Source organism: Sphingoaurantiacus capsulatus, from assembly GCF_042648405.1.
GTDB classification, from domain to species: domain Bacteria; phylum Pseudomonadota; class Alphaproteobacteria; order Sphingomonadales; family Sphingomonadaceae; genus Sphingoaurantiacus; species Sphingoaurantiacus capsulatus.
Map to the genome: position 1 here is coordinate 1 of NZ_JBHRXV010000002.1, position 24605 is coordinate 24605.

At 68.1% G+C, this 24605-nt stretch carries 22 protein-coding genes; 20 read left to right on the top strand and 2 right to left on the bottom strand.

The window, feature by feature from the left end; all coding sequences use genetic code 11:
- Positions 1-260 precede the first annotated feature (260 nt).
- From ACFOMD_RS03165 to ACFOMD_RS03255, 19 genes are all read left to right on the top strand, one after another.
- Complete coding sequence (locus ACFOMD_RS03165) at positions 261-1007, top strand: SDR family oxidoreductase (RefSeq protein WP_380856726.1); 747 nt, start codon at positions 261-263, stop codon at positions 1005-1007.
- A complete protein-coding gene (locus ACFOMD_RS03170; RefSeq protein ID WP_380856729.1) occupies positions 1007-2083 on the top strand; it encodes an NAD(P)H-dependent flavin oxidoreductase in 1077 nt (358 codons plus the stop codon). The genes ACFOMD_RS03165 and ACFOMD_RS03170 overlap by 1 nt, the downstream gene beginning before the upstream one ends.
- 1 nt (position 2084) lies before the next feature.
- Positions 2085-2834 (top strand): enoyl-CoA hydratase family protein, encoded by a 750-nt coding sequence (locus ACFOMD_RS03175; RefSeq protein WP_380856732.1) that lies wholly within the window; start codon positions 2085-2087, stop codon positions 2832-2834.
- On the top strand, positions 2834-3997 hold the full coding sequence (locus ACFOMD_RS03180) for an acyl-CoA dehydrogenase family protein (protein WP_380856735.1): 1164 nt from the start codon (positions 2834-2836) through the stop codon (positions 3995-3997). Before ACFOMD_RS03175 ends, ACFOMD_RS03180 begins: the two co-directional genes overlap by 1 nt.
- On the top strand, positions 3997-4986 hold the full coding sequence (locus ACFOMD_RS03185) for an acyl-CoA dehydrogenase family protein (protein ID WP_380856738.1): 990 nt from the start codon (positions 3997-3999) through the stop codon (positions 4984-4986). Before ACFOMD_RS03180 ends, ACFOMD_RS03185 begins: the two co-directional genes overlap by 1 nt.
- Before the next feature lie 8 nt (positions 4987-4994).
- Positions 4995-6146, top strand: a complete 1152-nt coding sequence (locus ACFOMD_RS03190) for an acetyl-CoA C-acetyltransferase (RefSeq protein ID WP_380856741.1) — start codon at positions 4995-4997, stop codon at positions 6144-6146.
- A 5-nt stretch (positions 6147-6151) separates the two neighbouring features.
- Positions 6152-7054: an SDR family oxidoreductase gene (locus ACFOMD_RS03195; RefSeq protein WP_380856744.1), complete on the top strand. Its 903-nt coding sequence runs from the start codon at positions 6152-6154 to the stop codon at positions 7052-7054.
- The gene (locus ACFOMD_RS03200; protein WP_380856747.1) at positions 7054-8076 is read left to right on the top strand and encodes an acyl-CoA dehydrogenase family protein; all 1023 of its coding nucleotides are present in this window, start codon (positions 7054-7056) and stop codon (positions 8074-8076) included. The genes ACFOMD_RS03195 and ACFOMD_RS03200 overlap by 1 nt, the downstream gene beginning before the upstream one ends.
- Entirely contained in the window at positions 8076-9245 is a 1170-nt protein-coding gene (locus ACFOMD_RS03205; RefSeq protein WP_380856750.1) for an acyl-CoA dehydrogenase family protein, read from the top strand. The genes ACFOMD_RS03200 and ACFOMD_RS03205 overlap by 1 nt, the downstream gene beginning before the upstream one ends.
- A gap of 8 nt (positions 9246-9253) precedes the next feature.
- The gene (locus tag ACFOMD_RS03210; protein ID WP_380856753.1) at positions 9254-10036 is read left to right on the top strand and encodes an SDR family oxidoreductase; all 783 of its coding nucleotides are present in this window, start codon (positions 9254-9256) and stop codon (positions 10034-10036) included.
- The gene (locus ACFOMD_RS03215) at positions 10033-10497 is read left to right on the top strand and encodes a MaoC family dehydratase (RefSeq protein ID WP_380856756.1); all 465 of its coding nucleotides are present in this window, start codon (positions 10033-10035) and stop codon (positions 10495-10497) included. The genes ACFOMD_RS03210 and ACFOMD_RS03215 overlap by 4 nt, the downstream gene beginning before the upstream one ends.
- Before the next feature lie 251 nt (positions 10498-10748).
- On the top strand, positions 10749-13082 hold the full coding sequence (locus ACFOMD_RS03220) for a TonB-dependent receptor (RefSeq protein ID WP_380856759.1): 2334 nt from the start codon (positions 10749-10751) through the stop codon (positions 13080-13082).
- Positions 13083-13118: 36 nt separating this feature from the next.
- Positions 13119-14357 carry an MFS transporter gene (locus ACFOMD_RS03225; RefSeq protein WP_380856762.1) on the top strand — a complete coding sequence of 413 codons (1239 nt, stop codon included), beginning with the start codon at positions 13119-13121 and terminating at the stop codon, positions 14355-14357.
- A gap of 378 nt (positions 14358-14735) precedes the next feature.
- Positions 14736-15692 (top strand): amidohydrolase family protein, encoded by a 957-nt coding sequence (locus ACFOMD_RS03230; RefSeq protein ID WP_380856765.1) that lies wholly within the window; start codon positions 14736-14738, stop codon positions 15690-15692.
- Between the two features lie 134 nt (positions 15693-15826).
- Positions 15827-16747, top strand: coding sequence for a LysR family transcriptional regulator (locus ACFOMD_RS03235; protein ID WP_380856768.1), 921 nt, complete (start codon positions 15827-15829; stop codon positions 16745-16747).
- Positions 16748-16880: 133 nt separating this feature from the next.
- Complete coding sequence (locus ACFOMD_RS03240) at positions 16881-17882, top strand: Rieske 2Fe-2S domain-containing protein (RefSeq protein WP_380856771.1); 1002 nt, start codon at positions 16881-16883, stop codon at positions 17880-17882.
- Between the two features lie 83 nt (positions 17883-17965).
- Positions 17966-18772, top strand: a complete 807-nt coding sequence (locus ACFOMD_RS03245) for an acetoacetate decarboxylase family protein (protein WP_380856774.1) — start codon at positions 17966-17968, stop codon at positions 18770-18772.
- Positions 18772-19629, top strand: coding sequence for an SDR family NAD(P)-dependent oxidoreductase (locus ACFOMD_RS03250; RefSeq protein ID WP_380856777.1), 858 nt, complete (start codon positions 18772-18774; stop codon positions 19627-19629). The genes ACFOMD_RS03245 and ACFOMD_RS03250 overlap by 1 nt, the downstream gene beginning before the upstream one ends.
- A gap of 25 nt (positions 19630-19654) precedes the next feature.
- Complete coding sequence (locus ACFOMD_RS03255; protein WP_380856780.1) at positions 19655-21004, top strand: MFS transporter; 1350 nt, start codon at positions 19655-19657, stop codon at positions 21002-21004.
- Positions 21005-21007: 3 nt separating this feature from the next.
- Here ACFOMD_RS03255 and ACFOMD_RS03260 read toward each other — a convergent pair whose 3' ends face one another.
- A complete protein-coding gene (locus ACFOMD_RS03260; protein ID WP_380856783.1) occupies positions 21008-21751 on the bottom strand; it encodes an SDR family NAD(P)-dependent oxidoreductase in 744 nt (247 codons plus the stop codon).
- Complete coding sequence (locus ACFOMD_RS03265; protein ID WP_380856786.1) at positions 21748-23292, bottom strand: FadD3 family acyl-CoA ligase; 1545 nt, start codon at positions 23290-23292, stop codon at positions 21748-21750. Before ACFOMD_RS03265 ends, ACFOMD_RS03260 begins: the two co-directional genes overlap by 4 nt.
- Before the next feature lie 111 nt (positions 23293-23403).
- Here ACFOMD_RS03265 and ACFOMD_RS03270 point away from each other — a divergent pair, with 111 nt between their 5' ends.
- Positions 23404-24549, top strand: coding sequence for a helix-turn-helix transcriptional regulator (locus ACFOMD_RS03270; protein WP_380856789.1), 1146 nt, complete (start codon positions 23404-23406; stop codon positions 24547-24549).
- The last annotated feature ends 56 nt before the right edge of the window (positions 24550-24605 follow it).

Sequence of the window (24605 nt, forward strand, 5' to 3'; positions counted from 1 at the left end):
AATCGCACGCACCAGCGCCATCGGTTTGCGCCGCGTCGCCCAGCCGCCGATGCCCAGCGTCGTCCCCGACGACAGGCCTGCAACCGCCGCGTCAATATCCACAAGCTTGTCGAGCACGGCTCCCCCAGGATGCTTTTTCGTTGGTCGCGAACTTGGTCCGCGCGGGGGCTGAACCGGAACTACCATTTGGCAGGCGACGGGTGGCCGCCCGGTTCGACATCATCACTCCAACAAGCGCGAAATGCGTTGGGGGAGCGAGCGTGGCCGACAAGGCGGTAGCATTGGTGACGGGGGGCGGCCGGGGAATCGGCCGGGCCATCGCGTCGGGCCTTGCTGCCGATGGATTCACGGTGGTGGTGTGCGGCCGCAATCCGGTCGAGATCGGCGATCCGAACATCCATTTCGAAGCGTGCGATGTGCGCAAGGCCGATGAGGTCGAGGCGATGATCGCGCGGATTGCTGCGCAGCATGGCCGCCTCGATGTGCTGGTGAACAACGCCGGCGGCTCGCCCGAAGTAGCGGCCGATCAGGCGTCGCCGCGCTTTTCGGAAGCGATCATCGCGCTCAACCTGACCGCGCCGATCCACACGTCGCGCGCGGCCAATGTGGTGATGCAGGCGCAGGCGGGCGGCGGCTCGATCATCAACATCGCCAGCGTGTCGGGCACGCGCCCGTCGCCGGGCACCGCGGCTTATGGCGCGGCGAAGGCGGGGCTGCTCAACCTTACCCAGTCGCTGGCGATGGAGTGGGGGCCGAAGGTCCGCGTCAACGCGCTGGTCGTCGGCCTCGTCGCGACCGATGCGGCGGAAGATCATTATGGCGGCGCGGACGGCGTGGCGCGCATTGGCGAGATGCTGCCGCTGAAGCGGATGGCGAGCGGCGAGGACGTGGCGAACGTCGTGCGCTTCTTGGCCTCGCCGGCGGCGGCTTACGTCAGTGGCGCACAGGTGGCGGTGCACGGCGGCGGCGAGCGGCCGAGCTTTCTCGCGCTGGCGAAGGACGCCTGATGGCGCTGCGCACCGCGCTTTGCGATCGGCTCGGCTGCAGCGTGCCGGTGATCCAGACGGCGATGGGCTGGATCGCGACGCCCGACCTGGTGGTGGCGACCTCGGAGGCGGGCGCGTTCGGCTTCCTGGCTGGGGCGGTGATGAAGCCGTCCGAGCTGAATGCCGCGATCGGCGAGATGCGCCGGCGCACCCGCAAACCGTTCGGCGTCAATTTCCACATGTTCCAGCCGGGCGCAGGCGACATCGTCGAGATCATCCTCGCTAACCGCGAGCAGGTGCGCGCGGTTAGTTTCGGGCGCGGTCCCGACGCCAAGATGATCGGCCGCTTCAAGGACGCGGGCATCCTGTGCGTGCCGACCGTCGGCGCGGTGAAGCATGCGAAGAAGATGGTCGAGCTCGGCGTCGACATGGTCACCGTGCAGGGCGGCGAGGGCGGCGGCCATACCGGATCGGTGCCGACGACGATATTGCTGCCGCAGGTGCTCGACGCGGTGAAGGTGCCGGTGGTGGCCGCTGGTGGTTTTGCGGACGGCCGCGGCCTCGCGGCGGCGCTGGCCTATGGCGCGGTCGGCATCGCGATGGGCACGCGTTTCCTGATGACGCAGGAAAGCCCGGTGCCGGACGCGACCAAGGCGCGATACACCGGCGCCAGCACCGACGATATCGAGGTGACCGACAAGGTCGACGGCCTGCCGCAGCGGATGATCGTCAACAAAATGCTGCGCCGCATCGAGATGAGCGGCGGCCTCGCGCAATGGCTGCGCGCCGGTCGCGCCGCGCTGCGCATGAAGGCGCAGACCGGCGCCAGCCTCAGTGAGTTGATGACGATGGCGCGCGGCATGACCAGCCATGGCGGGCTCAGCCTCGCGCAGGCGATGACCGCCGCCACCGTGCCGTCGCTGATCCAGCGCGCCGTCGTCGACGGCAAGCCCGACGAAGGGCTGATGGCGACGGGGCAGGTGGCAGGGCGCCTCGCCGACCTACCGAGCTGCGCCGACCTCATCCAGTCGATCGTCGCGGAGGCGCAAGGCCGGCTTGCCGCCCTCGCGCCGCTCGCCAATGCCGAGGCTGCCTGACATGCCGATCCGCACCGAGATCAACGGCCGCGTCGCCGAGATCGTCATCGACCACCCACCGGTCAACGCGCTCGACAGCGCGGGCTGGAACAGCCTGCCCGCGCTGATCACCGCGGCGGGGAAGAACGAGGAGGTGCGCTGCGTCCTGATCCGCGCCGAAGGCCGCGGCTTCTGCGGTGGCGTCGACATCAAGGAGATGCAGGCGCACCCCGAGCGCATCACCCTCCTCAACCGCGGCAACTACCTCACCTTCAAGGCGATCCGCGATTGCGAGGTGCCGGTGGTGGTGGCGGTGCACGGCTTCGTCGTCGGCGGCGGCATCGGCATCTGCGGCGCGTCGGACACGATCATCGCCAGCGACGACGCCTATTTCTCGCTGCCCGAGGTCGATCGCGGCGCGATGGGCGGGGCGAGCCATTTGTCGCGCATGCTGCCGCTGCACAAGGTGCGTGCGGCGTTCTTCACCGGCGGCAAGATCCCGGCGGCGGAGGCCTATCGCCTCGGCGCGGTCGAGACGCTGACGACGCGCGACAAGCTGCTCGAAGAGGCGCGCGCCTTCTGCGCGGTGGTGGCGTCGAAGAGCCGCAAGGCGCTGGTCATCGCCAAGGAGGCCTTGAACGGGCTCGAACCGCGCGACGTCGATCGCGGCTACCGCTGGGAGCAGGGCTTCACGCTCGAAATGTACATGCACGAGGACAGTCAGGCCGCGCGCGACGCCTTCGTCGAGACGGGTAAGACGGCGAAGTACTGATGCAGCTGACGTACACGCCCGAGCAGGATGCCTTCCGCGCCGAGGTGCGGGCGTGGATGCGCGCGCATGTGCCGGCGAAGCCGCTGGTGACGCTGGAGCGCGAGGATGGCTTCCACCAGCATGTCGGCTGGGAGCGCACCCTCGCGTCGGGCAACTACGGCATGGTCACCTGGCCGACCGAATATGGCGGCCGCGGCCTCGACCTGATCCAGTGGCTGATCTTCGAGGAGGAATATTGGGCCGCCGGCGCGCCGCTTCGCGCCAACCAGAACGGCATCTTCCTGCTCGGCCCGACGATCATGGAATATGGCACGGCGGAGCAGAAGGCGCGCTTCCTGACCCCGATGGCGAAGGGCGAGGTGATGTGGGCGCAGGCCTGGTCGGAGCCCGGCGCCGGATCGGACATGGCGGCGATCCGCACCCGCGCGGTGCGCGACGGCGATCACTATGTCATCAGCGGCCAGAAGACCTGGTCGAGCCGCGCCACCTTCGCCGATTGGGGCTTCGGCCTATTCCGCACCGACCCGGAATCGAAGCGGCACAAGGGGCTGAGCTTCATCCTGTTCGACCTGAATTCGCCCGGCGTGACACGCCGGCCGATCCGGCAGGTGCATGGCGACCCGGGCTTCGCCGAACTGTTCTTCGACGAGGTGCGCGTGCCGGTCGAGAATCGCATCGCGGCGGAAGGCGAGGGCTGGAACGTCGCGATGGCGACGGCGGGGTTCGAGCGCGGGCTGATGCTGCGCTCCCCGGCGCGCTTCCAGGCGACGGCAAAGCGGCTGGTCGAACTGTACCGCGCGCATCAGGCGGATGCGTCGCCGGCGGCGCGCGAACAGGTGACGCAGGCGTGGATGGCGACGCAGGCTTATGCCTACAGCACTTATGCCGTCGCCTCGAAGATCATGGCGGGCGGCCACATCGGCGCCGAGGCCAGCCTCAACAAGATTTTCTGGTCGGAGCTCGACCGGTCGATGCATCGCACCGCGATGGCGCTGCTCGGCGCGGCGGCGGAGCTGCGGCATCTGGGCGACGGCGAGGCGAACGCCTGGCTCGACGGCTACATCTTCTCGCTCGCCGGGCCGATCTACGCCGGCTCGAACGAGATCCAGCGCAACATCGTGGCGGAGCGCCTGCTCGGCCTGCCGCGGCAGGGAGCGGGCTGATGGATTTCCGCCTCTCCGACGACCAGATCGCGCTGGTCGAAAGTGTCCGCGACTTCCTCGCCAAGGCGCATGGCGCCGAGACTCTGCGCGCGCTCGATGCGGGGCAGGCGGATGTCGGTGCCTCGCTGGTCGAGATGGGCCTGCCCGGCCTGCTGGTGCCCGAGGCGGAGGGTGGCCTCGGCCTGACTCGCCTCGACGCCGCGCTGGTCGCGGTCGAATTGGGCCGCGCCAATATTTCCGAAAGCTTTGTCGAAGCCGCGCTGATCGCGGCGCCGCTGCTCGCGGGCCACAAGCTGGTCGGCGCGCTGGCGAGCGGCGAGGCGCGGCTGGCGCTGCAGCATCCCGCCAATCCATGGGTCGCGGGGCTCGCCGGGGCGACGCATCTGCTGCAGGCGCAGGGCGGCAAGCTGCTGCTCGGCCCGGCGCCGCGCAGCGAGGTCATCGACGGCGTCGATCCGCTGCGGTTGCTCGCACAGCCGGTGGCAGCGAGCGGCGTGCCGGTCGACGGATCGGCGGACGCGCTGTTCGACATGGCGGCGCTGATCAGCGCGGCGCAACTGCTCGGCGCGGCCGAGCGCATGATCGAGCTGGCGACCGACTATGCCAAGACCCGCGAGCAGTTCGGCCAGCCGATCGGCGGCTTCCAGGCGATCAAGCATATGCTTGCCAGCGTCATGGTCGCGACCGAGTTTACGAAAGCCGTGCTGTGGCGCGCCGCGCAGGCGCTCGACGACGGGCTGCCTTCCGCCCCCGTCCACGTCAGCCACGCCAAGGTCGCGGCGACCGACGCGGCGATGCTCGCCGCCGAGACCGCGATCCAGGTGCATGGCGCGATGGGCTACACCTATGAGGTCGATCTCCACTTCTGGATGAAGCGCAGCTGGGCGCTCGCCGGCGCCTGGGGATCGCGCGCCTTCCATCTCAACCGCGTCGACGACGCCACCCTCGGCGGCGGCCTGCCGATCGGCGCCGACGCCACCTTCGCATGAGGAAATCCGTGAGCACCGCCTATATCGTCGATGCCATCCGCACCCCCACCGGCAAGAAGAAGGGGAGTCTCGCCGGCATGCACCCCGCCGACCTCGGCGCGCATGTCATCTCGGCGATCGTCGCGCGCGGTGGCTTCGACCCGGCGGCAGTCGATGACGTCGTCTGGGGTTGCGTCGACGCGATCGGGCCGCAGGCTGGCAACATCGGGCGGAGCTGCTGGCTCGCCGCCGGGCTTCCCGAAAGCGTGCCGGGCGTCACCATCGACCGCCAGTGCGGATCTTCGCAGCAGGCGATCCACTTCGCCGCGCAGGGGGTGATGAGCGGCACGCAGGATCTGGTGCTGGCGGGCGGCGTGCAGAATATGAACGCCATCCCGATCTCGGGCGCGATGTACGCCGGGCAGGCTTACGGTTTCGAGACGCCGTTCAGCACGTCGCCGGCGTGGAATGTCCGCTACGGCGCCGAGGAGGTCAACCAGATCTACGCGGCGGAGAAGATCGCCGAGCGGTGGGACATCAGCCGCGAGGACATGGAGCGGTTCGCGCTGGAGAGTAACGAGCGCGCCGAAGCTGCCATCGACAGCGGGCGCTTCGACCGCGAGATCGTGGCGATCGGCGATTTCGCCAAGGACGAGACGGTTCGGCGCGGCTCGAACTTGGAGCGGATGGCGACCCTGCCGCCGGTGCGCGAGGGCGGGCGGATCACCGCCGGTGTTTCAAGCCAGATCGCCGACGGTGCCGCCGCGGTGCTGATCGCCAGCGACGCGGCGGTGAAGGACCACGGCCTGAAGCCGCGCGCGCGCATCCATCACCTGACGGTGCGCGGCGACAGCCCCATCATGATGCTGACCGCGCCGATCCCGGCGACGCGCCATGCGCTCGAAAGGACCGGGCTCAAGCTCTCCGACATCGACCTCGTCGAGATCAACGAAGCGTTCGCCAGCGTCGCGCTCGCCTGGGCGAAGGAGCTGGGCGCCGATCTGTCGAAGGTCAACGTCAACGGCGGCGCCATCGCGCTCGGCCATCCGCTGGGTGCGACCGGCGCCAAGCTGATGACAACCCTGCTGCACGAGCTGGAGCGCACCGGCGGCCGCTATGGCCTGCAGACCATGTGCGAAGGCGGCGGCCTCGCAAACGTCACCATCATCGAGAGGCTGTAACGCGCATGGGCATCTGCGACGGCCGTACCGTCATCATCACCGGCGCCGCGCGCGGACTGGGGCGTTCCTATGCGCTGGCCTTCGCGGCGGAGGGCGCCAACGTCGTCGTCAACGACATCGGCACCAGCTTGGCGGGCGAGGGTCGCGATACGTCGGCGGCGGACGGTGTCGTTGCCGAGATCAAGGCGGCGGGCGGCAACGCCGTCGCCAACTATGAAGACATCACCGACTGGGACGCCGCCGGACGGCTGGTCGCGGCGACGATCGAGGCGTTTGGCGACCTGCATGTCGTGGTGAACAATGCCGGCATCGTCCGCGACCGCATGTTCGTGTCGGCGACCGTCGACGAATGGGATGCGACGATGCGCGTCCACCTGCGCGGCCATTTCTGCGTGTCGCGCCACGCGGTCGACTATTGGCGCGGCCAGCAGAAGGCAGGGAAGCCGGTCGACGCGCGCATTATCAACACCACCAGCGGCGCCGGCCTTCAGGGCTCGATCGCGCAGGCCGCCTATTCGACGGCGAAGGGCGGCATCGCCGCGCTGACCCTGGTGCAGGCGGCCGAGCTTCGCCGCTACGGCATCACCGCCAATGCGCTTGCTCCGGCGGCGCGGACTCGGATGACCGAGGGGGCGTTCGCGGACAAGATGGCGAAGGTCGAGGTCGGCTTCGACATACAGGACCCCGACAATATCGCGCCGACGGTGGTGTGGCTGGGCTCGGCGGAATCGGCCGATGTGACGGGGTGCATCTTCGAGCTGGAAGGCGGGCGCATCACGATCGAGGACGGCTGGGATCTCGGCGCGACGGCCGAACAGGGCAAGCGCTGGCGGCCGGGCGAACTCGGTGCGGTGATCGGCAAGCTGATCGCCGACCGCCGACCGCCGCGGCCGGTCTGGGGCAGCTGATGCATTTCGCCTTCACCGACGAGCAGGCGATGATCGCCGAGACCGCGCGCGGCTTCTTCGCCGGCGCGGCGACGAGCGAGCGCACGCGTGCGGCGATGGCGGGTGGAGGGATCGACCGGGCGCTGTGGACGGCGTTCGCGGGAGAAATGGGCTTGGCCGGGGTGGCGTTGCCTGAGGCCTATGGCGGCTCGGGGCTCGGCATGGTCGAGGCGGCGATCGTCGCCGAGGCGGCGGGCGCGCTTGTCGCGGCGCTGCCCTTCCTCGCCAGCAGCCTGCTCGCCGGGTCGGCAATCGCGGCGGGCGGCAGCGAGACGCAGCGCGAGACCTATCTGCCGGCGATTGCCAGCGGCACGCGCATCGCCAGCTTCGTCGAGATGGGCGCGAGCGGCGAGGGGCTCGCCCCGCATGGCGCGGTCGCCGACCTGTTCGTGGTGGCGATCGGCGGCGGTGTCGTCATCGTTGACGCGGCGGATGTCGCCGTCGAGGCGCTGCCGACGATGGATGCGACCCGGCCGCTGGCACGGGTGCGTCTCGGCAGCGCGGCAATCGAGCCGCTCGACCCGGTGCCGGCGCTCCGTGCGGCCCGGTCGCGCGGCGCGGTGGCGCTGGCGGCGGACTCGCTGGGCGGCGCGCAGGCGCTGCTCGACCGTACCGTCGCCTTCGCGCAGGACCGGGTGCAGTTCGGCCGGCCGATCGGCAGCTTTCAGGCGGTGAAGCACCGGCTCGCCGACATGATGGTGGCGATCGAGCAGGCGCGCTCGGCGGTCTATTGGGCGGCCTGCGCGATCGACGAGGGCTCGCCCGACGTGGCGCTGGCGGTGCATTCTGCGAAGGCCTTTGCCTGCGACGCCTATTTCGATTGCGCGGCGGCGGCGATCCAGCTGCACGGTGGCATCGGCTTCACCTGGGAGCATGACGCGCACCTGTTCTTCAAGCGCGCGCAGGCCAACCGAACCCTGCTCGGCACGCCCGACCAGCATCGCGAAGCGGTGGCAGCGCTGATGCTGCCGAGGGCCGCCTGATGCGGCTCGGCTTCACCGCCGCCGAAGAGGCGTTCCGCGCCGAGGCGAGCGCGTGGCTCGAAGGCGAGCTGGCGGGGCCGTTCGCCGATCTGAAAGGTCTCACCAGCCTGACCGACGCGCCCGAGCGGCGGCGCGAATGGGAGCAACGGCTGGGCACGGCGGGCTGGAGCTGCATCGGCTGGCCGAAGATGTTCGGCGGCCGCGACGCGACGCTCGCCGAGCAGGTGATCTTCGCCGAGGAATATGCCCGCGCCGGCGGCCCACCGCGGTTGAACCACATGGGCGTCGAGCTGATCGGCCCGACCATCCTGGCCTTCGGCAGCGACGAACAGAAGGTGCGCTTCCTGCCCGCCATTGCCGCCGGCACCGAAATCTGGTGCCAGGGTTATTCGGAGCCGGGGGCGGGGTCGGACCTTGCCAATGTGCGGACCAAGGCCGCGCTCGACGGGAGCGAATGGCGCGTCGACGGGCAAAAGATCTGGACCAGCCTCGCGCAGTTCGCTGACTGGATTTTCGTCGTGGCGCGCAGCGAGCCGGGGTCGCGCGGGCCGAAAGGGCTGTCGTTCCTGATGCTGCCGGTCGACCAGCCGGGCATCACCATCCGCCCGATCCACCAGATCACCGGCGACGCCGAGTTCAACGAGGTGTTCTTCGACGGCGCAACCACTGCCGCCGACAACATGCTGGGCGCGGCGGGCGACGGCTGGCGGGTGGCGATGGCGCTGCTCGGCTTCGAGCGCGGCGTGTCGACCTTGGCGCAGCAGATGGGGTTCCGCAACGAGCTGACCGCCATCGTCCGCGCCGCCAACGAAAATGGCCGCGACCGCGACGCGCTGATCCGCCAGCGGCTGGCGCGCGCCGAGATCGGCCTGCAGCTGATGCGCTATGGCGCGCTGCGCATGCTGAGCACGCCCGATTCCGCCGCCGCGCTCACCTACAAGATCCAGTGGGCGAGCTGGCGGCAGGCGCTCGGCGAACTGGCGATGGATGTGCTCGGGCAATCCGGCGAGGTCGCCGAGGCCGGCAGCGAGGCGGCGATGCTCGCCAACCTGTTCCTCTACTCGCGCGCCGACACGATCTACGGCGGCAGCAACGAAATCCAGCGCAACATCATCGCCGAGCGCGGTCTCGGCCTGCCCCGCGAACCGCGCGGCACCAGCAACGCCTGAGGGAAGCCATGACCCGCCCCGCCCCCATCTGTCCGCCCGCCACCGGGCTCCTTCGCGGCAAGACGCTGCTGATCACCGCGGCGGCCGGCAGCGGTATCGGCGGCGCCGCGGCGCGTCGCGCCGCCGACGAAGGCGCGACCCTGTTCATCTCCGATACCCACGAGCGCCGCCTCGGCGAGACCGCCGACGCCATCGCGGCTGCGGGGCATGCGCGACCGCACACACAGGTCTGCGACGTGACCGACGAGGCGCAGGTGCAGGCGCTGGTCGCCTCGGCGATCGACGCGATGGGGCATGTCGACATCCTGTTCAACAACGCCGGCCTCGGCGGCGCTGCGTCGGTCACCGAGATGACCGACGAGCAGTGGAGCCGCGTGCTCGACGTGTCGCTGACCAGCGTGTTCCGCATGACGCGCGCGATCCTGCCTCACATGTATGCGCGGGGGGCGGGCGCCATCGTCAACAACGCCTCGGTGCTCGGCTGGCGCGCGCAGAAACTGCAGGCGCATTACGCCGCGGCGAAGGCGGGCGTGATGGCCTTCACCCGCTGCTCGGCGATGGAAGCCGCCGAACATGGCGTGCGCATCAACGCCGTCAGCCCCAGCCTCGCCATGCATGCCAGCCTCAACAAGGTGACGCCGCCGGGGCTGCTCGAGGAGCTGACCGCGCGCGAGGCGTTCGGGCGGTTCGCCGAGCCGTGGGAAGTGGCGAACGTCATGATCTTCCTTGGCTCCGACCTCGCCTCCTACATGGTCGGCGAAGTGGTCGCCGTGTCGAGCCAGCAGGCATGAGCGCACGGGTCTTCGAGACGCCGGCGGCACTGCTCGACGCGGTGGGCACGCGTTTCGGGCCGACCGACTGGCTGCCGGTCGAACAGACCCGCGTCGACCTGTTCGCCGAGGCGACCGGCGATCACCAATGGATCCATATCGACCCGGCGCGCGCCAAGGATGGCCCCTTCGGCGGCACCATCGCGCACGGCTATCTGACGATGAGCCTCGTCAATCATTTTCTGCCCGACCTCATCGAGGTTCAGGGCGCCACCATGGGCGTCAATATCGGCGCCGATGGCCTCCGTTTCCTGAGCCCGGTGCGCGTCGGTAGTCGCATCCGTGCAACAGGTGAGCTGACATCGGCCGACACCGTCCGCGAGACCGCGGTGCAGTCGGTCGTCCGGGTAACCATCGAGATCGAAGGAGAGGCAAAGCCGGCCTGCGTGGTCGACACGATCAGCCGTTATTACATCGCCTGAAATCAACGGGTTACCGGTTTCCTCAGGTCGCGTTGCTGGCGCGGCTGGGAACGGCTGCCCGTTGTTTCCGGGGGAGGGCTGATGGGTCGCCGACTGCACGTTGTACGGAAACAGTGTGACCATCATCCGCACCTTATCGCGCACCGTCAGCACGATAAGCATTGACCATCGAAACCGCGTGCCTTTGCGAGAGCGAGGCGCCAAATTGCGGAGAGGGGACAGCCCTCCCGCGCGAAACTTGGGGGAGGCCTATGACGCCATTTGCAACGCGCTATCTTTCCGTCCTGCTCGCGAGCTCGGCGATCTTCGCCGCGCCGGCCTTTGCGCAGAACACCGCCGCCACTGAGACTGCCGCCGCAGACGACATGGTTGACGCGAACGAGATCGTCGTCACCGCGCAGCGCCGCGAACAGAAGCTGCAGGACGTGCCGCTGTCGGTCTCTGCGCTCGGTAACGAGACCATCGAGCGCGCCGGCATCTCGAATGTCGGCAACATCGGCAACTATGTGCCGAACATCCAGGTCAACCAGACGGTCGGCAACAATTTCGGCCCGCTGATCACCATCCGCGGCATCGCGCCCTCGGCCGACACCAGCCTCGCCCGCGACCAGCCAGTCGGCATCTATGTCGACGGCGTGCCGGTGGCCAAGTCGACCGGCGCCGCCTTCGACCTCGTCGATCTGGAGCGCGTCGAAGTGCTGCGCGGCCCGCAGGGCACGCTCTACGGCAAGAACACTATCGGCGGCGCGGTCAACCTCGTCACGCGCAAGCCGACCGGCGAGTTCGGCGGCGAGGCGTCGGCGGGCTTCGGCAGCTTCGGCCTCGGCACGCAGCGCGTGTCATTGAACCTGCCGGCGATCGGCGACAGCGACAGCGGCTTCGGCTCGTTGAAGACGAAGATTGCCGTCTCGGCGCGTCAGTATGACGGCTATTACAAGAACTTCGCGCTCGACAACCGCTTCGGCAGCGAGGACCGCTGGGCGGGCCGCGGCGACATCCTGTGGGAGCGCGGCGACTTCTCGGTCGGCTATGCCTATGACATCACCGACAGCAAGGGCACGCCATCGATCCTGGCGATCAGCGCCAACCCGAACGCCGTCCCGGCGCTCGCTGCGCTGATCAACCCGAATATCGTCACCGGCCGCCCGAAGGGCATTTCGGCCCAGAGCGCGCTCGACTCCGACTTCCATGTCGAGGGCCATGCGATCAACGCGGCGTGGGACGTCAGCGACAGCCTGACGCTGAAGTCGATCAGCGCGTGGCGCAGCATGTCGACGCACAGCGCGTCGGATTTCGACGGCACGCCGAGCGACATCCTGCGCATCATCCTCGACAACGAGTATCGGCAGTTCACGCAGGAGGTGCAGGTCATCGGCGAGGCCGGCGACTTCAACTACACCCTCGGCGGCTTCTACATGAACGACGAATATTCGGTGTATAATCCGCGCTGGAACGTCCAGTTGGGCCGCAACTTCTTCGACCTGTCGGAGCGTGGCGCCGAATCCTATTCGATCGCGGGCTACGGTCAGCTGACCTGGTCGCCGTCGGCACTCGACAACAAGCTCGATGTCGCGGTCGGCCTGCGCTGGACCAAGGATCACAAGGACACGCGCGAACTGCTGGTCGCCAACGCGGCCTATGCCGCCAATCCGGCGGCGGCGGGCTCGGGCGTGTTCGTCCGCACCGCGACCGGCGCGCCGGTCACGCGCAGTGGCCTGCCGGCGGCACAGGCCCGTCCCGGCGTCGTCGGCGGCCTGGGTGCGGACGACCTGATCCCGGTGCAGGCGGAGAAGAGCTGGAAGGAGTTCACCCCGGATCTCAGCATCACCTATGCGATCGATCCGGACATCAACATCTACGGCCGCGTGGCGACCGGCTTCAAGAGCGGCGGCTACAACGACACCGCCGCGACCAACGCCGCCTTCTTCGCGCCCTACGACCCGGAAAAGCTGCTGTCGTTCGAACTCGGCACCAAGGCGTCGCTGTTCGACCGCAAGCTGAGCTTCACCGCGGCGGTCTATCACTCGATCTACAAGGACTTCCAGGCGGGCGTGTTCGTGCCCGCGCAGATCACCACCAACATCATCAACGCCGGCAAGGCGCTGTTCACCGGCTTCGAGATCGAGGGGCAGCTCCGTCCGGTCGACAACCTCGTGCTGAACTTCGGCTACGGCTACCTCGACGCCCGCTACAAGGAGTTCGTGCTCCCGACCGGCGTCGACGTGGCGAGCACCTACAAGATCCCGTTCGCGCCGAAGAACAACTACCTGATCGGCGCCACGCACACCGCGCCGCTCGGCTTCGCCGACCTCGAGACGAGCCTCAACTATTCGTGGCGCGGTTCGCAATGGTCGACGATCACCGCCGACCCGCTGCCGAAGCGCAAGGCGTATGGCGTGCTCGACGGCCGCATCGCGCTGAAGAGCATCATGATCGGCGACAAGGAAGAACTGGAGTTCGCGCTCTGGGGCAAGAACCTGACCGACGAGGAATATTGGGTCAGCTCGATCAACCTCAGCATCGTGGCCGTCCGCCAGTGGGCCGAGCCGCGCAGCTTCGGCGGCGAGGTGAAGCTCAAGTTCTAAACCGGGTTTCCGGGTAGCGTTTAAGGGGCGGCAACGATGACTCCGCATTTGTCGAGGGCATCGTTCGCCGCCCTTTTTCTTGTCTCGCTGATGGCGGTGATCGGCAACAACGCGCTGATCTCAGTCATGCCGGCGGTCGGCCGCGAGATCGGCATTCCCGACTTCCTCGTCGCGACGATCTTCTCGCTGTCGGCGCTGCTCTGGGCTTTCTCCTCACCCTATTGGGCGAAGCTTTCCGACCGGCACGGCAGGAAGCCGTTCATCCTGCTCGGCATGGCGGGCTTCGGCATGTCGATGCTGCTCTGCGGCCTCATCGTTCACGCCGGGCTGCACCATTGGGCGCCGCCGATGGCGATCTTCACCGCCTTCTTCCTGATCCGGTCGAGCTATGGCGTGTTCGGCTCGGCGAGCGCCGGGCCGACGCAGGCCTATATCGCCGACCATAGCGAGGGCCGTGAGCGCGTGCGGTTGCTCACCGTCAACGCCGGCGCGGTCAATCTCGGCTCGATTGTCGGGCCCGCGCTCTCCCCCTTCCTGATCTTCGCGCCGTTCGCGCTGGCGGGGCCGATGTTCGTGTTCGCCGGGCTCGGCGTGCTGACCGTCGTTGCCGCCTGGCTGCTCATCCCGCGCGATCCGCCGGTCGGCGATAAGCTCGGCGGCGCGCCGACCACGATGCGGCTGCGCGACGTGTGGAACGACCCCGAAATCCGCCCGCACCTGACTTACGCCTTCCTCATCGCCTCGGCACAGGCGATCAACATCTACACGCTCGGCTTCCTCGTCATCGACCGGCTCGGCCGCTCGCCGGTGGAGGCGCAAAGCTCGATCGGGCTGGTGATGGCGGTGGGCGCCGCCGCCGGGCTAATCGCGCAATGGGGCGTCGTCACGCTGGTGAAGATGCAGCCGCGCGCGATGCTGCGCTGGGGCGCGCTGGCGGTCGCCGCGGGCAATGTGATGATCGCGGCGGGCCATGGCTACACTTCGCTGCTGATCGCCTTCGCATTGGCGAGCTTCGGCTACGGCCTTGCCCGGCCGGGATCGGCGGCGGGGGCGTCGCTGGCGGCGTCGGCGGCGAAGCAGGGGGCGGTCGGCGGGGCGATCTCATCGATCGCCGGCGCGTCGATCGCGGTGCCGCCGGTGCTCGCCGTCGCGCTCTATGCCTATGCGCCGTCGGGGCCGTTCTGGGCGGTCGCCGTGCTCTCCCTCGGCCTCCTCATCTACGCTTTTCGCAGCGGGCCGTTGGCCGCCCGATCGTTTCCTGTGAACGACAAGTGATTGCACGGCAGTCGCCTTGTTCGCGGCGTCGCCCGGGATGTATTTTTGAGACACGGACTGCCGCACGGCCATGTGCGCGCACAATCAGAACATAAGGAGCTTGGGTGTGGATCGGTATCTGGTCATTTCGTCGGACGGACATGTCGGGCTGCCGCCGGAGCGCTACCGCGACTATCTCGAGAAGAAGCATCATGCGCTGTTCGACGAGCGCATCGCCCTCGAGATCAAGGCGCGCGAGGAGCATGAGAAGCTCTTCCTGATCGACGACTTCAACACCAAGTGGCGCGCCCGCGTCGGCGACGGCCTGGAAGGCGCGTGGGACCCGCGCATCCGCAACCGNGCCTGGAAGGCGCGTGGGACCCGCGCATCCGCAACCGCGTGCTCGATGCCGACGGCGTCGCCGCCGAGGTGCTGTTCCCGGACGGCATCACCGAGCGCAACGCGCCGCCGTTCGGCGCCGACATCGGCCTTCGCGTCACCCAGACGCCCGAGCTGCAGTGGGCGGGCGCCCGCGCGCACAATCGCTGGCTCGCCGAATTCTGCAGCGAAGACCCGGTGCGCCGCATCGGCCTCGCCGTGATCCCGGCGCTCTACGACATGGAAGAGAATCTGAAGGAGATCCGCTGGGCGCACCAGAATGGGCTCAAGGGCATCTTCCTACCGGCGATGACGCCGGAGGGCTACGCGCTCTACAACCACAAGAAATACCACCCGATGTGGGCGCTGTGCGAGGACCTCGGTCTCCCGGTGCATTTCCACTCGGGCGCCTCGCCCGCCTATGATGTCAGCCAGGAAGGCTGGATCGGCACCTATCTCTGCGAGTTCGCCTTCTGGCTGACCCGCCCGATGTGGTCGATGATCTTCGGCGGCGTCTTCGAATATTATCCGAAGCTGAAGGTGCTGTTCACCGAGGCCGGCGGCGAGTTCTGGTTCCCGTGGATGCTGGAGCTGATGGATATCCGCGCCTCGGCCAAGCACACCTCGGGCAAGCTCGGCGACTACAACACCAACATGACGATGAAGCCGAGCGAGTATTTCCGCCGCAACATGTGGGTCGGCTGCTCGGCGCTGCCCGACGAGGAGACGACCGAATCCTACTACAAGATCGGCATCGACCGGATCATGTGGGGCACCGACTATCCGCACCCCGAAGGCACCTGGCCGGCGACGCACGAGAAGATGACGATCAGCCTCGGCGGCCTGCCCGAAGCCGACATCCAGAAGATGCTCGCAGGCAATGCGCTCGGCGCCTACGACCTCGACGAGGCGGCGCTGTGGAAGCTCGCCTCGAAGATCGGGCCGGTGAAAGCCGATTTCACGCAGAAAGCCGCCTAGGACTTCCCTCCGAACGCCGCTTTTCCCCGACTGCCGCCGCCGGGTCGCCCCGGCGGCGGCCTTTCCTGTTGCTCTGAAGGGCCGTCCCCGTGGATAACCAGCGTCAGGTTGCGTCGTCGCGAGGAGCGCCGGGCATGTCTGCGTGGCGAGGTGTCGCCGAGTTCCTGGCCGTCGTCGAGCACGGCAGCTTCACTGCCGCGGCGGAATCGCTCGGCGTGTCGAAGTCGTTCGTCTCGAAAATGATCAACGACCTCGAAGCCCGCGTCGGCGCCCAACTGCTCACCCGCACCACCCGTCGCCTGTCGCTGACCGCGCCGGGCGAGCTGTTCCACGAACGCTGCCGCGCCATGCAGGAAATGCTCGTCGAGGCGGAGCGGCAGGTCGGCCAGTTCCAGTCGCGCCCGGTCGGGCGCTTGCGCATCGGCCTCAGCGACACCTTCGGGTCAGACTTCATGTCGTCGCTGGTCGCCGAGTTCAGCGCCAAACATCCTGAGATCGTCATCGAGATCGTCGCCTATCTCCGCGAGGCGGAGGTGGTGCAGGAGACGTTCGACGTCGTCATCCGCTACGGCCAGTTGAGCGACAGCTCGATGAAGGCGCGGCTGTTCGGCTACCTTTCCTACTGCCTGTGCGCGGCGCCGAGCTACATCGAAGCGAACGGCTGGCCGGCCTCGGCGCAGGAATTCGAGCGCTTCAACTGCCTGACCGACCATTCGGGCAGCTTCTATTTCAACGATGCCGAAAAGCGCGTCGCCAAGGTGAAGGTCGGCGGCAACTGGCGGTCGAACAGCGGCGTCTCGCTGCGCTGGGCGGCGCGCCGCGGCCTCGGCCTCGCGCAGCTCCCCACCTCGATCGTGCGCAAGGAGCTCGCCGACGGCAAGCTGGTCGCGATGGAGGCCGAATGGCCCTTCTACGACAAGGAGGTCTGGGCCTGCTTCGCGCCGGGGCCGCTGCCCGCCGCCACCCGCGCCTTCATCGATTATCTCGCCGGCAGCTTCAGCCACAACAAGCTGCGGCCGTGGACCTTGGACCAGCTGGCGCCGCCGGGGAGCTGATTGTGCACAGGGGCGCACACTGCGTCCCTACTCAACCCGTTTGTACTCTCCCGCCGCCCGGTTAGAGTTCGATCAAGGTGAAGGCGCCGTGCGCCGCCTGAGGTCGCGCCAGACGGCCAGGGGAGTGGGACAGATGACTAAGCGTTTCCCCATGGGGATTCCGTTCGGTTGGTTCTTCGTCAGCTACAGCGACGAGATCGCCATCGGCGAGGTGAAGCCGCTCCGCTATTTCGGCAAGGAGCTGGTGATCTTCCGCAACGAGTCGGGCGAAGTGGGTGTGCTCGACGCCTATTGTCCGCACCTCGGCGCGCATCTGGGACATGGCGGCAAGGTCGAGGGGGATTCGATCCGCTGCCCGTTCCACGCCTGGCAGTTCAAGCCCGACGGCTTCTGCAGCAAGATCCCCTACGCCAAGGCCTTCCCGCCGCGCGCCAAGCGCGAGCCGCTCGCCGACGCCTATCCGGTGAAGGAGGCCAACGGCGTCGTCTGGTGCTGGTACCACCCGCAGCGCATCGCGCCGACGCACGACATCCTCCATTATCCGGAGTTCGAGGGCGCGGCCGGCTGGGCGCCGCAGGTGCGCCGCGAGTGGCGCTTCGCCAGCAACCCGCAGGAGATCGCGGAGAACGGCGTCGACGTCGCGCATTTCGAATATGTGCACGGGATGGCGAGCGTGCCCGAAGGCAAGACGAACTATGACGGCCACATGCGCCAGAGCGAGGCCTATGGCACCCGCGAAGTGACGCTGCCGACCGGCGAGAAGAAGACGATCCCGTCGAGCGTCGTCACCGTGCAGAACGGCGCGGGGCAGAAGACGACGCGCCTGACCGGTGTGGTCGAGCTGTCGCTGATGGTGCTGGCGACGCCCGTCGAGGCCGACGACGTCGAGCTTCGCTTCTGCTTCACCTTCCCCGACGTGCCCGAAGGCTCCTACGAGCATCAGGCGGCGATCGCGGCGATCGGCTACACCTGCGGCCAGACCGGCGTCGAAGGCGACATTCCGATCTGGCACCACAAGATTCACCGGGAGAAGCCGTTCCTCTGCGACGGCGACGGCCCGATCCTGCGCTTCCGCCGCTACTTCGAACAATTCTACGACAACGGCCTCGAGCCGCATCAGCTCGCGGCCGAGTAACGCGATCGACCAACGATCGGACCTGCCCCGTGCGCCCCTTGGGCGTGCGATAGACCGACTTTGCCTTGGATGGGAGAAGAATGATGAGCAAACTGCGTTTCGTGCAGGGCGCGAGCGGGGTCCGCACCGCCGGCCAGCTCCAGAATACGGTGCGCAGCATCCGCGGCACCTACGAGACCGATGCCGAAGTGGTGCGCGCGCTGCTGCCGCAGCCGCTGGTCGCTGTCGAGAAGCCGGAAATCTTCTTCCAGTTCGCGCATGTCGCGATGCATTACAGCGCCGAGCGCACCGTCGAAATCGGCGCGCTGACCCTCGGCGTGAACTGCACCTTCGAGGGGCAGAAGGGCGCCTACTGCTTCCACATGTCGATGGAAGGCGAGAGCGTCGTCACCTCGGGCCGCGAGCGCTTCGGCGAGCCCAAGAAGATCGCCGCCACCACCTTCGAGAAGAACGGCGACCATATCCGCGCGACAGTGACCCGCCACGGCATCACCTTCTTCGAGATCGAGGGCAATATCGGCGCCGACAATTCGAACCCCAAGCAGTTCGAAGAGCATCTGTTCTGCTACAAGGGCCTGCCGTCGATCACGACGCCGGGCGAGTTCGATGGCGACGTGTTCCTCACCCGCCTCGACTGGAAGCGCAACTACACGACGCGCCGCGACTTCGACGGCAAGATCACGCTGCGGGAGTCGGCCTATGACCCGCTCGTCGACGTGCCGGTGCGCCGCATCATCGGCCTCGAGTATGTCGAGGGCGCCACGCAGACCGGCGGCACCCTGATGCGCACCGTTCCGGGCGAATGGATCGCCCCGCACTGGGTCGGCCGCAACGACGAGCCGACCAACACCGGGCTCGACCTGTCGGCGCCGGCCGAAAAGGCGGCCTGATGCAGGATCTGAAGGGTCGCGTCGCCGTCGTTACCGGCGGCGCGAGCGGGGTGGGGCGCGCGCTCGGCGTGCGCCTCGTCGCCGAGGGGGCGAAGGTCGTCCTCGCTGACATCAACCAGGACCGGCTCGACGAGGCTGCCGCCGACCTGGGTGGCGGCACGATCGGCCTGAAGGTCGACGTCACCAAGGAAGAATCGGTGCAGGCGCTCGCCGACCAGGTGTTCGACCGCTACGGTGCCGTCCACCTGCTCTGGAACAACGCCGGCGTCGGCCTCGGCGAGGCGCAGCGCAAGATCTGGACGCTGCCGGCCAACGACTGGAAGTGGGGCATCGACGTCATGGTGCTCGGCGTCGTCTACGGCATCAAGGCGTTCGTGCCGCGCATGCTCGAGGGCGGCGACGAAGGCGTGGTCATCAACACCTCGTCGACCAACGGCGGCCTGCGCTCGCTCCCGAACACGCCGATCTACGCGGCGACCAAGGCGGCGGTGACCAGCATTTCGGAAGTGCTTCACCAGCAGTTCCTGCGCGAAGGCGGCAAGCTGTCGGCCGCCGTGCTGTTCCCGGGGCCGCACACCGTCAACACCTCGATCATGGCGTCGCGCCGCGTTCGCCCGACCGAATATGCCGGCACCGAGCCCGAGGCGCCCGTCGCCTATGAGACGATGCAGGACCTCGTGCGCGTTACCGGATTGAAGTTGCAGCTGACCGAACCCGAGGAAGTCGCCGACTTCGCGGTCGAGGGCGTGAAGGCAGGGCGTTTCTGGCTACTTCCCGAAAGCGAAGACGGCGATACTATGATCCGCAAGCGGATCGACGGGCTGCTGGCGCGCGCCAACCCACCGTCGGCCTGGTAAAAAAAGAGTTCGGGGAGGAAAGTGAATGGCATCGATGAGTGAAGCTGCCGGTGGCAAGCCGGCAGCGGAGCCGGCGGAAGGGGGTGCCTACCGCTGGTATGTCGTCGCCGTTCTCTCCCTCGCCTATTGCTTCAGCGCGATCGACGCGCGGGTGCTCACGCTGCTGGTCATCCCGATCAAGGCGGATCTGGGCATCAGCGATTTCGAGATCAGCCTGCTGCAGGGCTTTGCCTTTGCGTTGCTCTACAGCGTCGCGGCGATTCCGGTCGGGCGATATGTCGACAGCTCGAACAAGCGCAGCCGGCTCATCACCGGCGGCGTGCTGTTCTGGTCGCTGATGACGATGGCATGCGGCGTCGCGCGCAGCTTCGGCATGCTGTTCGCCGCGCGCATCGGCGTCGGCGTCGGCGAGGCGACATTGAGCCCGACCGCCTATTCGCTGATCAGCGACTATTTCGACAAGCGGCGCCGCGCGCTCGCCATCAGCTTCTACGCCATCGGCTATCCGATCGGCGGCGGCCTCGCACTGATCATCGGCGCGATGCTGCTGGCGCAGTTCACCGCCAGCGGGCCCGTCGACCTGCCGATCGTCGGCACCTTGCAGCCGTGGCAGATGGTGTTCGTGATGGTCGGCCTGCCCGGCGTCATCGTCGCGCTGCTTGTCGCCACCATCCGCGAGCCGAAGCGCCGCGAGCTGGCCAAGGGCTATGACGGCGCGGTGCCGTTGCGCGACGTCTTCGCGTTCATCCGCCAGCGCTGGCAGGTCTACACCATGCTCATCGGATCGGTGTCGTTGATCGGCATGCTCGCGATCGGCTCGTCGCTCTGGTACCCGACCTTCCTCATCCGCACCTACGGCATGACCGTCAGCGAGGTCGGCCTCTACTATGGCATGTTGATGCTGGTGTGCGGCACGATCGGCACCCTTTCCGGCGGCTGGATTTCCGGCCTGCTGGTGTCGAAGGGTCAGTCGGACGCCAACATGCGCATCGTGCTCATCGCGACGGTGCTGAAGGCGCTGCCGCTGATCATCGGCCCGCTGATGCCCAATGCGACGCTGGCGCTCGCCTTCATGGCGGTCGGCACGCTGATCGGGCAGGCGTCGCAGGGCGTGATGCTGGCGGCGATCCAGGACGTGACGCCCAACCAGATGCGCGGCCAGGTAACGGCGATCACGCTGCTGTTCGTCAACATGGTGGGCCTCGGCCTCGGCGCCAGCTTCATCGCGGCGATCACCGACTTCGGCTTCGGCGACGAGGGCGCGCTGCGCTACTCGATCGCCATTGCCGGCGCGGTGCTGCTGCCGGCCATCGTCGGCCTGATCATGGCGGGGATGCCCGCCTACCGGCGCGCGCTGGCGGAGATGGCTTCCTAGTTTCTAGGAGCCGTAGCCGCCGGCGACCGCGAGGGTCTGGCCGGTGACATAGGCGGCGTCGCCCGACGCGAGAAAGGCGACCGCCGCCGCCACGTCGGCGGGCGTGCCGAAATGCTTGAGCGACTGGCGCTCCAGCGTCGCCGCCACCCAGCGGTCGTCGAGCTCGCCCATCGCGCGCAGCTCGCGAAACATGCCGCCGTCGACGACGCCGATCGCCACCGAATTGGCGCGCACGCCGAAGCGACCTTCCTCGCGGGCGAGGCCTTTCACCAGCGCTTCGTTGGCGGCCTTTGGCACGATCGACAGCCCGTCGCGCACCGCCCAACTGAGGCCGCCGGCCGAGCCGATGTGAACGATCGACCCGCGATTGCTGCGCAGCAGGGGGAGCGCGGCGCGCACCGCGTTCTGGAAGCCGAAGGTCTCGATCTCGAACGCCTGGCGCATCAGCGCGTCGTCGGTCTGCGACAGGTAGCGCTGCACCACCGTGGGCCCGGCGGCGAACACCAAAGTGTGGAGCGATGGCAGCGCCTCGAGCGCCGCCTTTAGCGAAGTCGGATCGGTGACATCGGCGTGGACGGCGATGGCGCCGTTGCTGAGCTGTGCGGCGAGGGCTTCGGCCTCGGCGGGTTTCGACCGATAGCCGACAGCGACGTTGACGCCTTCGGCTGCCAGCCGTTCGGCGACCGCGCGGCCGACGCCGCCGGTGCCACCCAGCACCAGCGCGGCGCCGGGCGGAAAACGGCTCACGCTTGCCCCGCGCGCAGCATGAACTTCTGCACCTTGCCCGACGCGTTCTGCGGCAGCGCGTCGACGAAATCGATCTGCCGCGGCACCTTGTAGTTGGCCATGTTCTCGCGGCACCAGGCGGTGAGCGTGGCGGCGTCGAGGCTGTGGCCGGGGCGCAGCACGATGAAGGCGCGGGCGACGGCGCCCAAGCGGGGATCGGGGACGCCAATCACCGCCGACTGGCTGATCGCCGGATGCGCGGCGAGCAGCCCCTCAATCTCCGCCGGATAGGCGTTGAAGCCGCCGACGATGAACACGTCGTCGCTGCGGTCGGTGATGCGGATGTTGCCCGCGGCGTCAGCCACCGCGATGTCGCCGGTGTGCAGCCAGCCGTCGGTATCGATGGCTTTGGCGGTCGCCTCCGCATCCTCGAAATAGCCGCGCATCACGCCGTCGCCGCGCACCAGCAGCTCGCCGGGTTCACCGGCGGCGAGCGCTTTGCCGTTATCGCCGACGATGCTGATCTCAACACCGGGGATGGCGCGGCCGGCGGTGTTGGCGACGATGGCGATCGGCTCGCCCGCCTCGCACATGGTGACGACGCCGCAATTCTCGGTGAGGCCGTAGGCGGTCAGCACCACCTCGAACCCCAGGCTGTTGCCCATCTCGTAGATCAAGGTCTCGGGCACCGAGGCGGCGCCGGTGACGGCGAGGCGCAGGGTGGAGAGGTCGCGCTCGCGCCAGGGGGCGGCGAGCAGGGTCTGGTAGAGCGTCGGCGGGCCGGGGAGGACGGTGACCTTCTCCGCCTCGATCCGCTGCAGCACCGAGGGCGCATCGAAGGTCGCATGCGGCAACACGGTGGCGCCGCTGATCAGTGCCGACAGCCAGCCGGCCTTGTAGCCGAAGCTGTGGAAGAACGGGTTCACTACCAGATAGACGTCGCCTTCGCGCAAGCCCAGCTTCGCCGCATAGGTGCGGAACATGCGCAGGTTCTGGCCGTGCGCGGTCATCGCGCCCTTGGGCAGGCCGGTGGTGCCCGAGGTGAAGAGGATGTCGGAGAGGCCGTCCTCGGTCAGGCCGTTCAGCCGGCGGTCGATCTCGACCTCATGCCCATCGCCGCGCGCGAGGAATTCCGACCAGCCCGCCGCGTCGTCGATGTCGATCATGGCGGTCAGCGCCGGCAGGTCGAAGCCGTCGAGCAGGCGGCGATAGTCGGTGTTCAGATAGTTTCCGACGGTGAACAGCAGCTTCGCGCCGCTCTTGCCAAGGATATGCGCCGCCTCGCGACCCTTGAGCCGTGTGTTGAGCGGCACCAGCACCGCGCCAGCCGCTTGCAGGCCGAGCGCGATCAGCACCCATTCGGGCCGGTTGGGCGCCCAGATCGACACGCGGTCGCCGGGCTCGACGCCGCTCGCAACGATCGCGGCGGCGATGCGCCGCGCCGCGGGTTCGAGGTCGCGATAATAGAGCTCGGCGCCGTCCTCGCCGCGAATGGCGACGCGGTCAGCGAAGCGCCGCCCGGCCGCAAAGATCTGATGCGGGATGGTAAGTCTGTCTTGCACGAGGCCTCCCCAGGATCGCGCGTCCGTCCTGCGCGCAGGGGTCGCATTCGCCAATACCCATTCGGTAGGGGCGAGTTGCCAGCCGCCGATCAAGCCCGCATAGCTTCGGCCATGCCCGTGACCACGCCGCTTCAGCCTGCGGACCCGCTGATCGAGCTGGCCTACAACGGCCCGCTCGAGGAAACGCCGTGGCATGGCTTCCTGAAGGCGCTCGGGCAGCGCATCGGCTGCCGCAGCGCCGGCTTCACCCTGCGCCTCAGCCGCGCCGGGCGGTCGCCGCTCGTCATCTGGGGCGACCCGCCGTCGATCGATGATGAGGAAGCGCGCCGCATCCGCGCCGCGCATGCCGAACTCGGCCATCTCGATCCGTTGCGTAACGCCCTCAACAAGCCCGGCGACATCCACACACTCGACGAGGTGACGACGCCCGAGGTGCTGCACGCCAGCGAATTCTACCGCCGCGTGCTGAAGCCTTACGGGATCGAGCATGCGCTCGGCATGTATGTCAGCGAGCCTGGCGGCTGGGAAGGCAACCTCGGCCTGATCAACGACGGCGACGCGGATTTCACCGATGCCGACCGGGAGCTTTTGCTCGCGCTCAAACCGCATATCGAGCGGTCATTGGCGGTGTTCGCCAAGCTGCAGCGACACGAGTCAGAGCTTCACGCGCTGACCGAGACGCTCGACCGGCTGACCATCTCCACCTTCATCCTCGACGATCGCGGCCGGGTGCTGCGCGCCAATGGCGCGGGGCAGGCGCTGGCGAAGGCGGGGCAGGTGCTGCGCATCGCCGAGGAGCAGCTTCGCCTCGTCAACCGCGGCGACGATGCGCGCATGAAGGTGGCGATCGAGGCGGCACTGGCGGCGCGCGCGAAATCGTCCGACGCTAGCTTTGTCGATGCGCTGCGGGTGCGCGATGCCGAGGAGCAGAACCTCGGTGTGCTGGTGCGCACCGTGGGTCGATCGATCCCCTTCCTCGGCGACGCCGCGCCGGCGCTGATCGTCTATCTGTCGGGGGCGAGCGACGCGCGGCCGGTCGAGCGACTGGTGATGCAGCTGTTCGACCTGACCCCGTCGGAGGCACAGTTGGCGACGCTTCTCGCCGCCGGGCTGACCATTGCGGAATCCGCCGAGCGGCTCGGGCTCACCGAGAATACGGCGCGCACCTACTCCAAGATCATCTTCAGCAAGACCGGCGTCGGGCGGCAGGCGGAACTGATCCGCCTGATCCTGCGCAGCGTTGCGGTGCTCGGCTAGAGCGGGATGATTTTCCTCTGAATCGAATTTGGATTCCCTCAGTGGGCTTGTTGTGA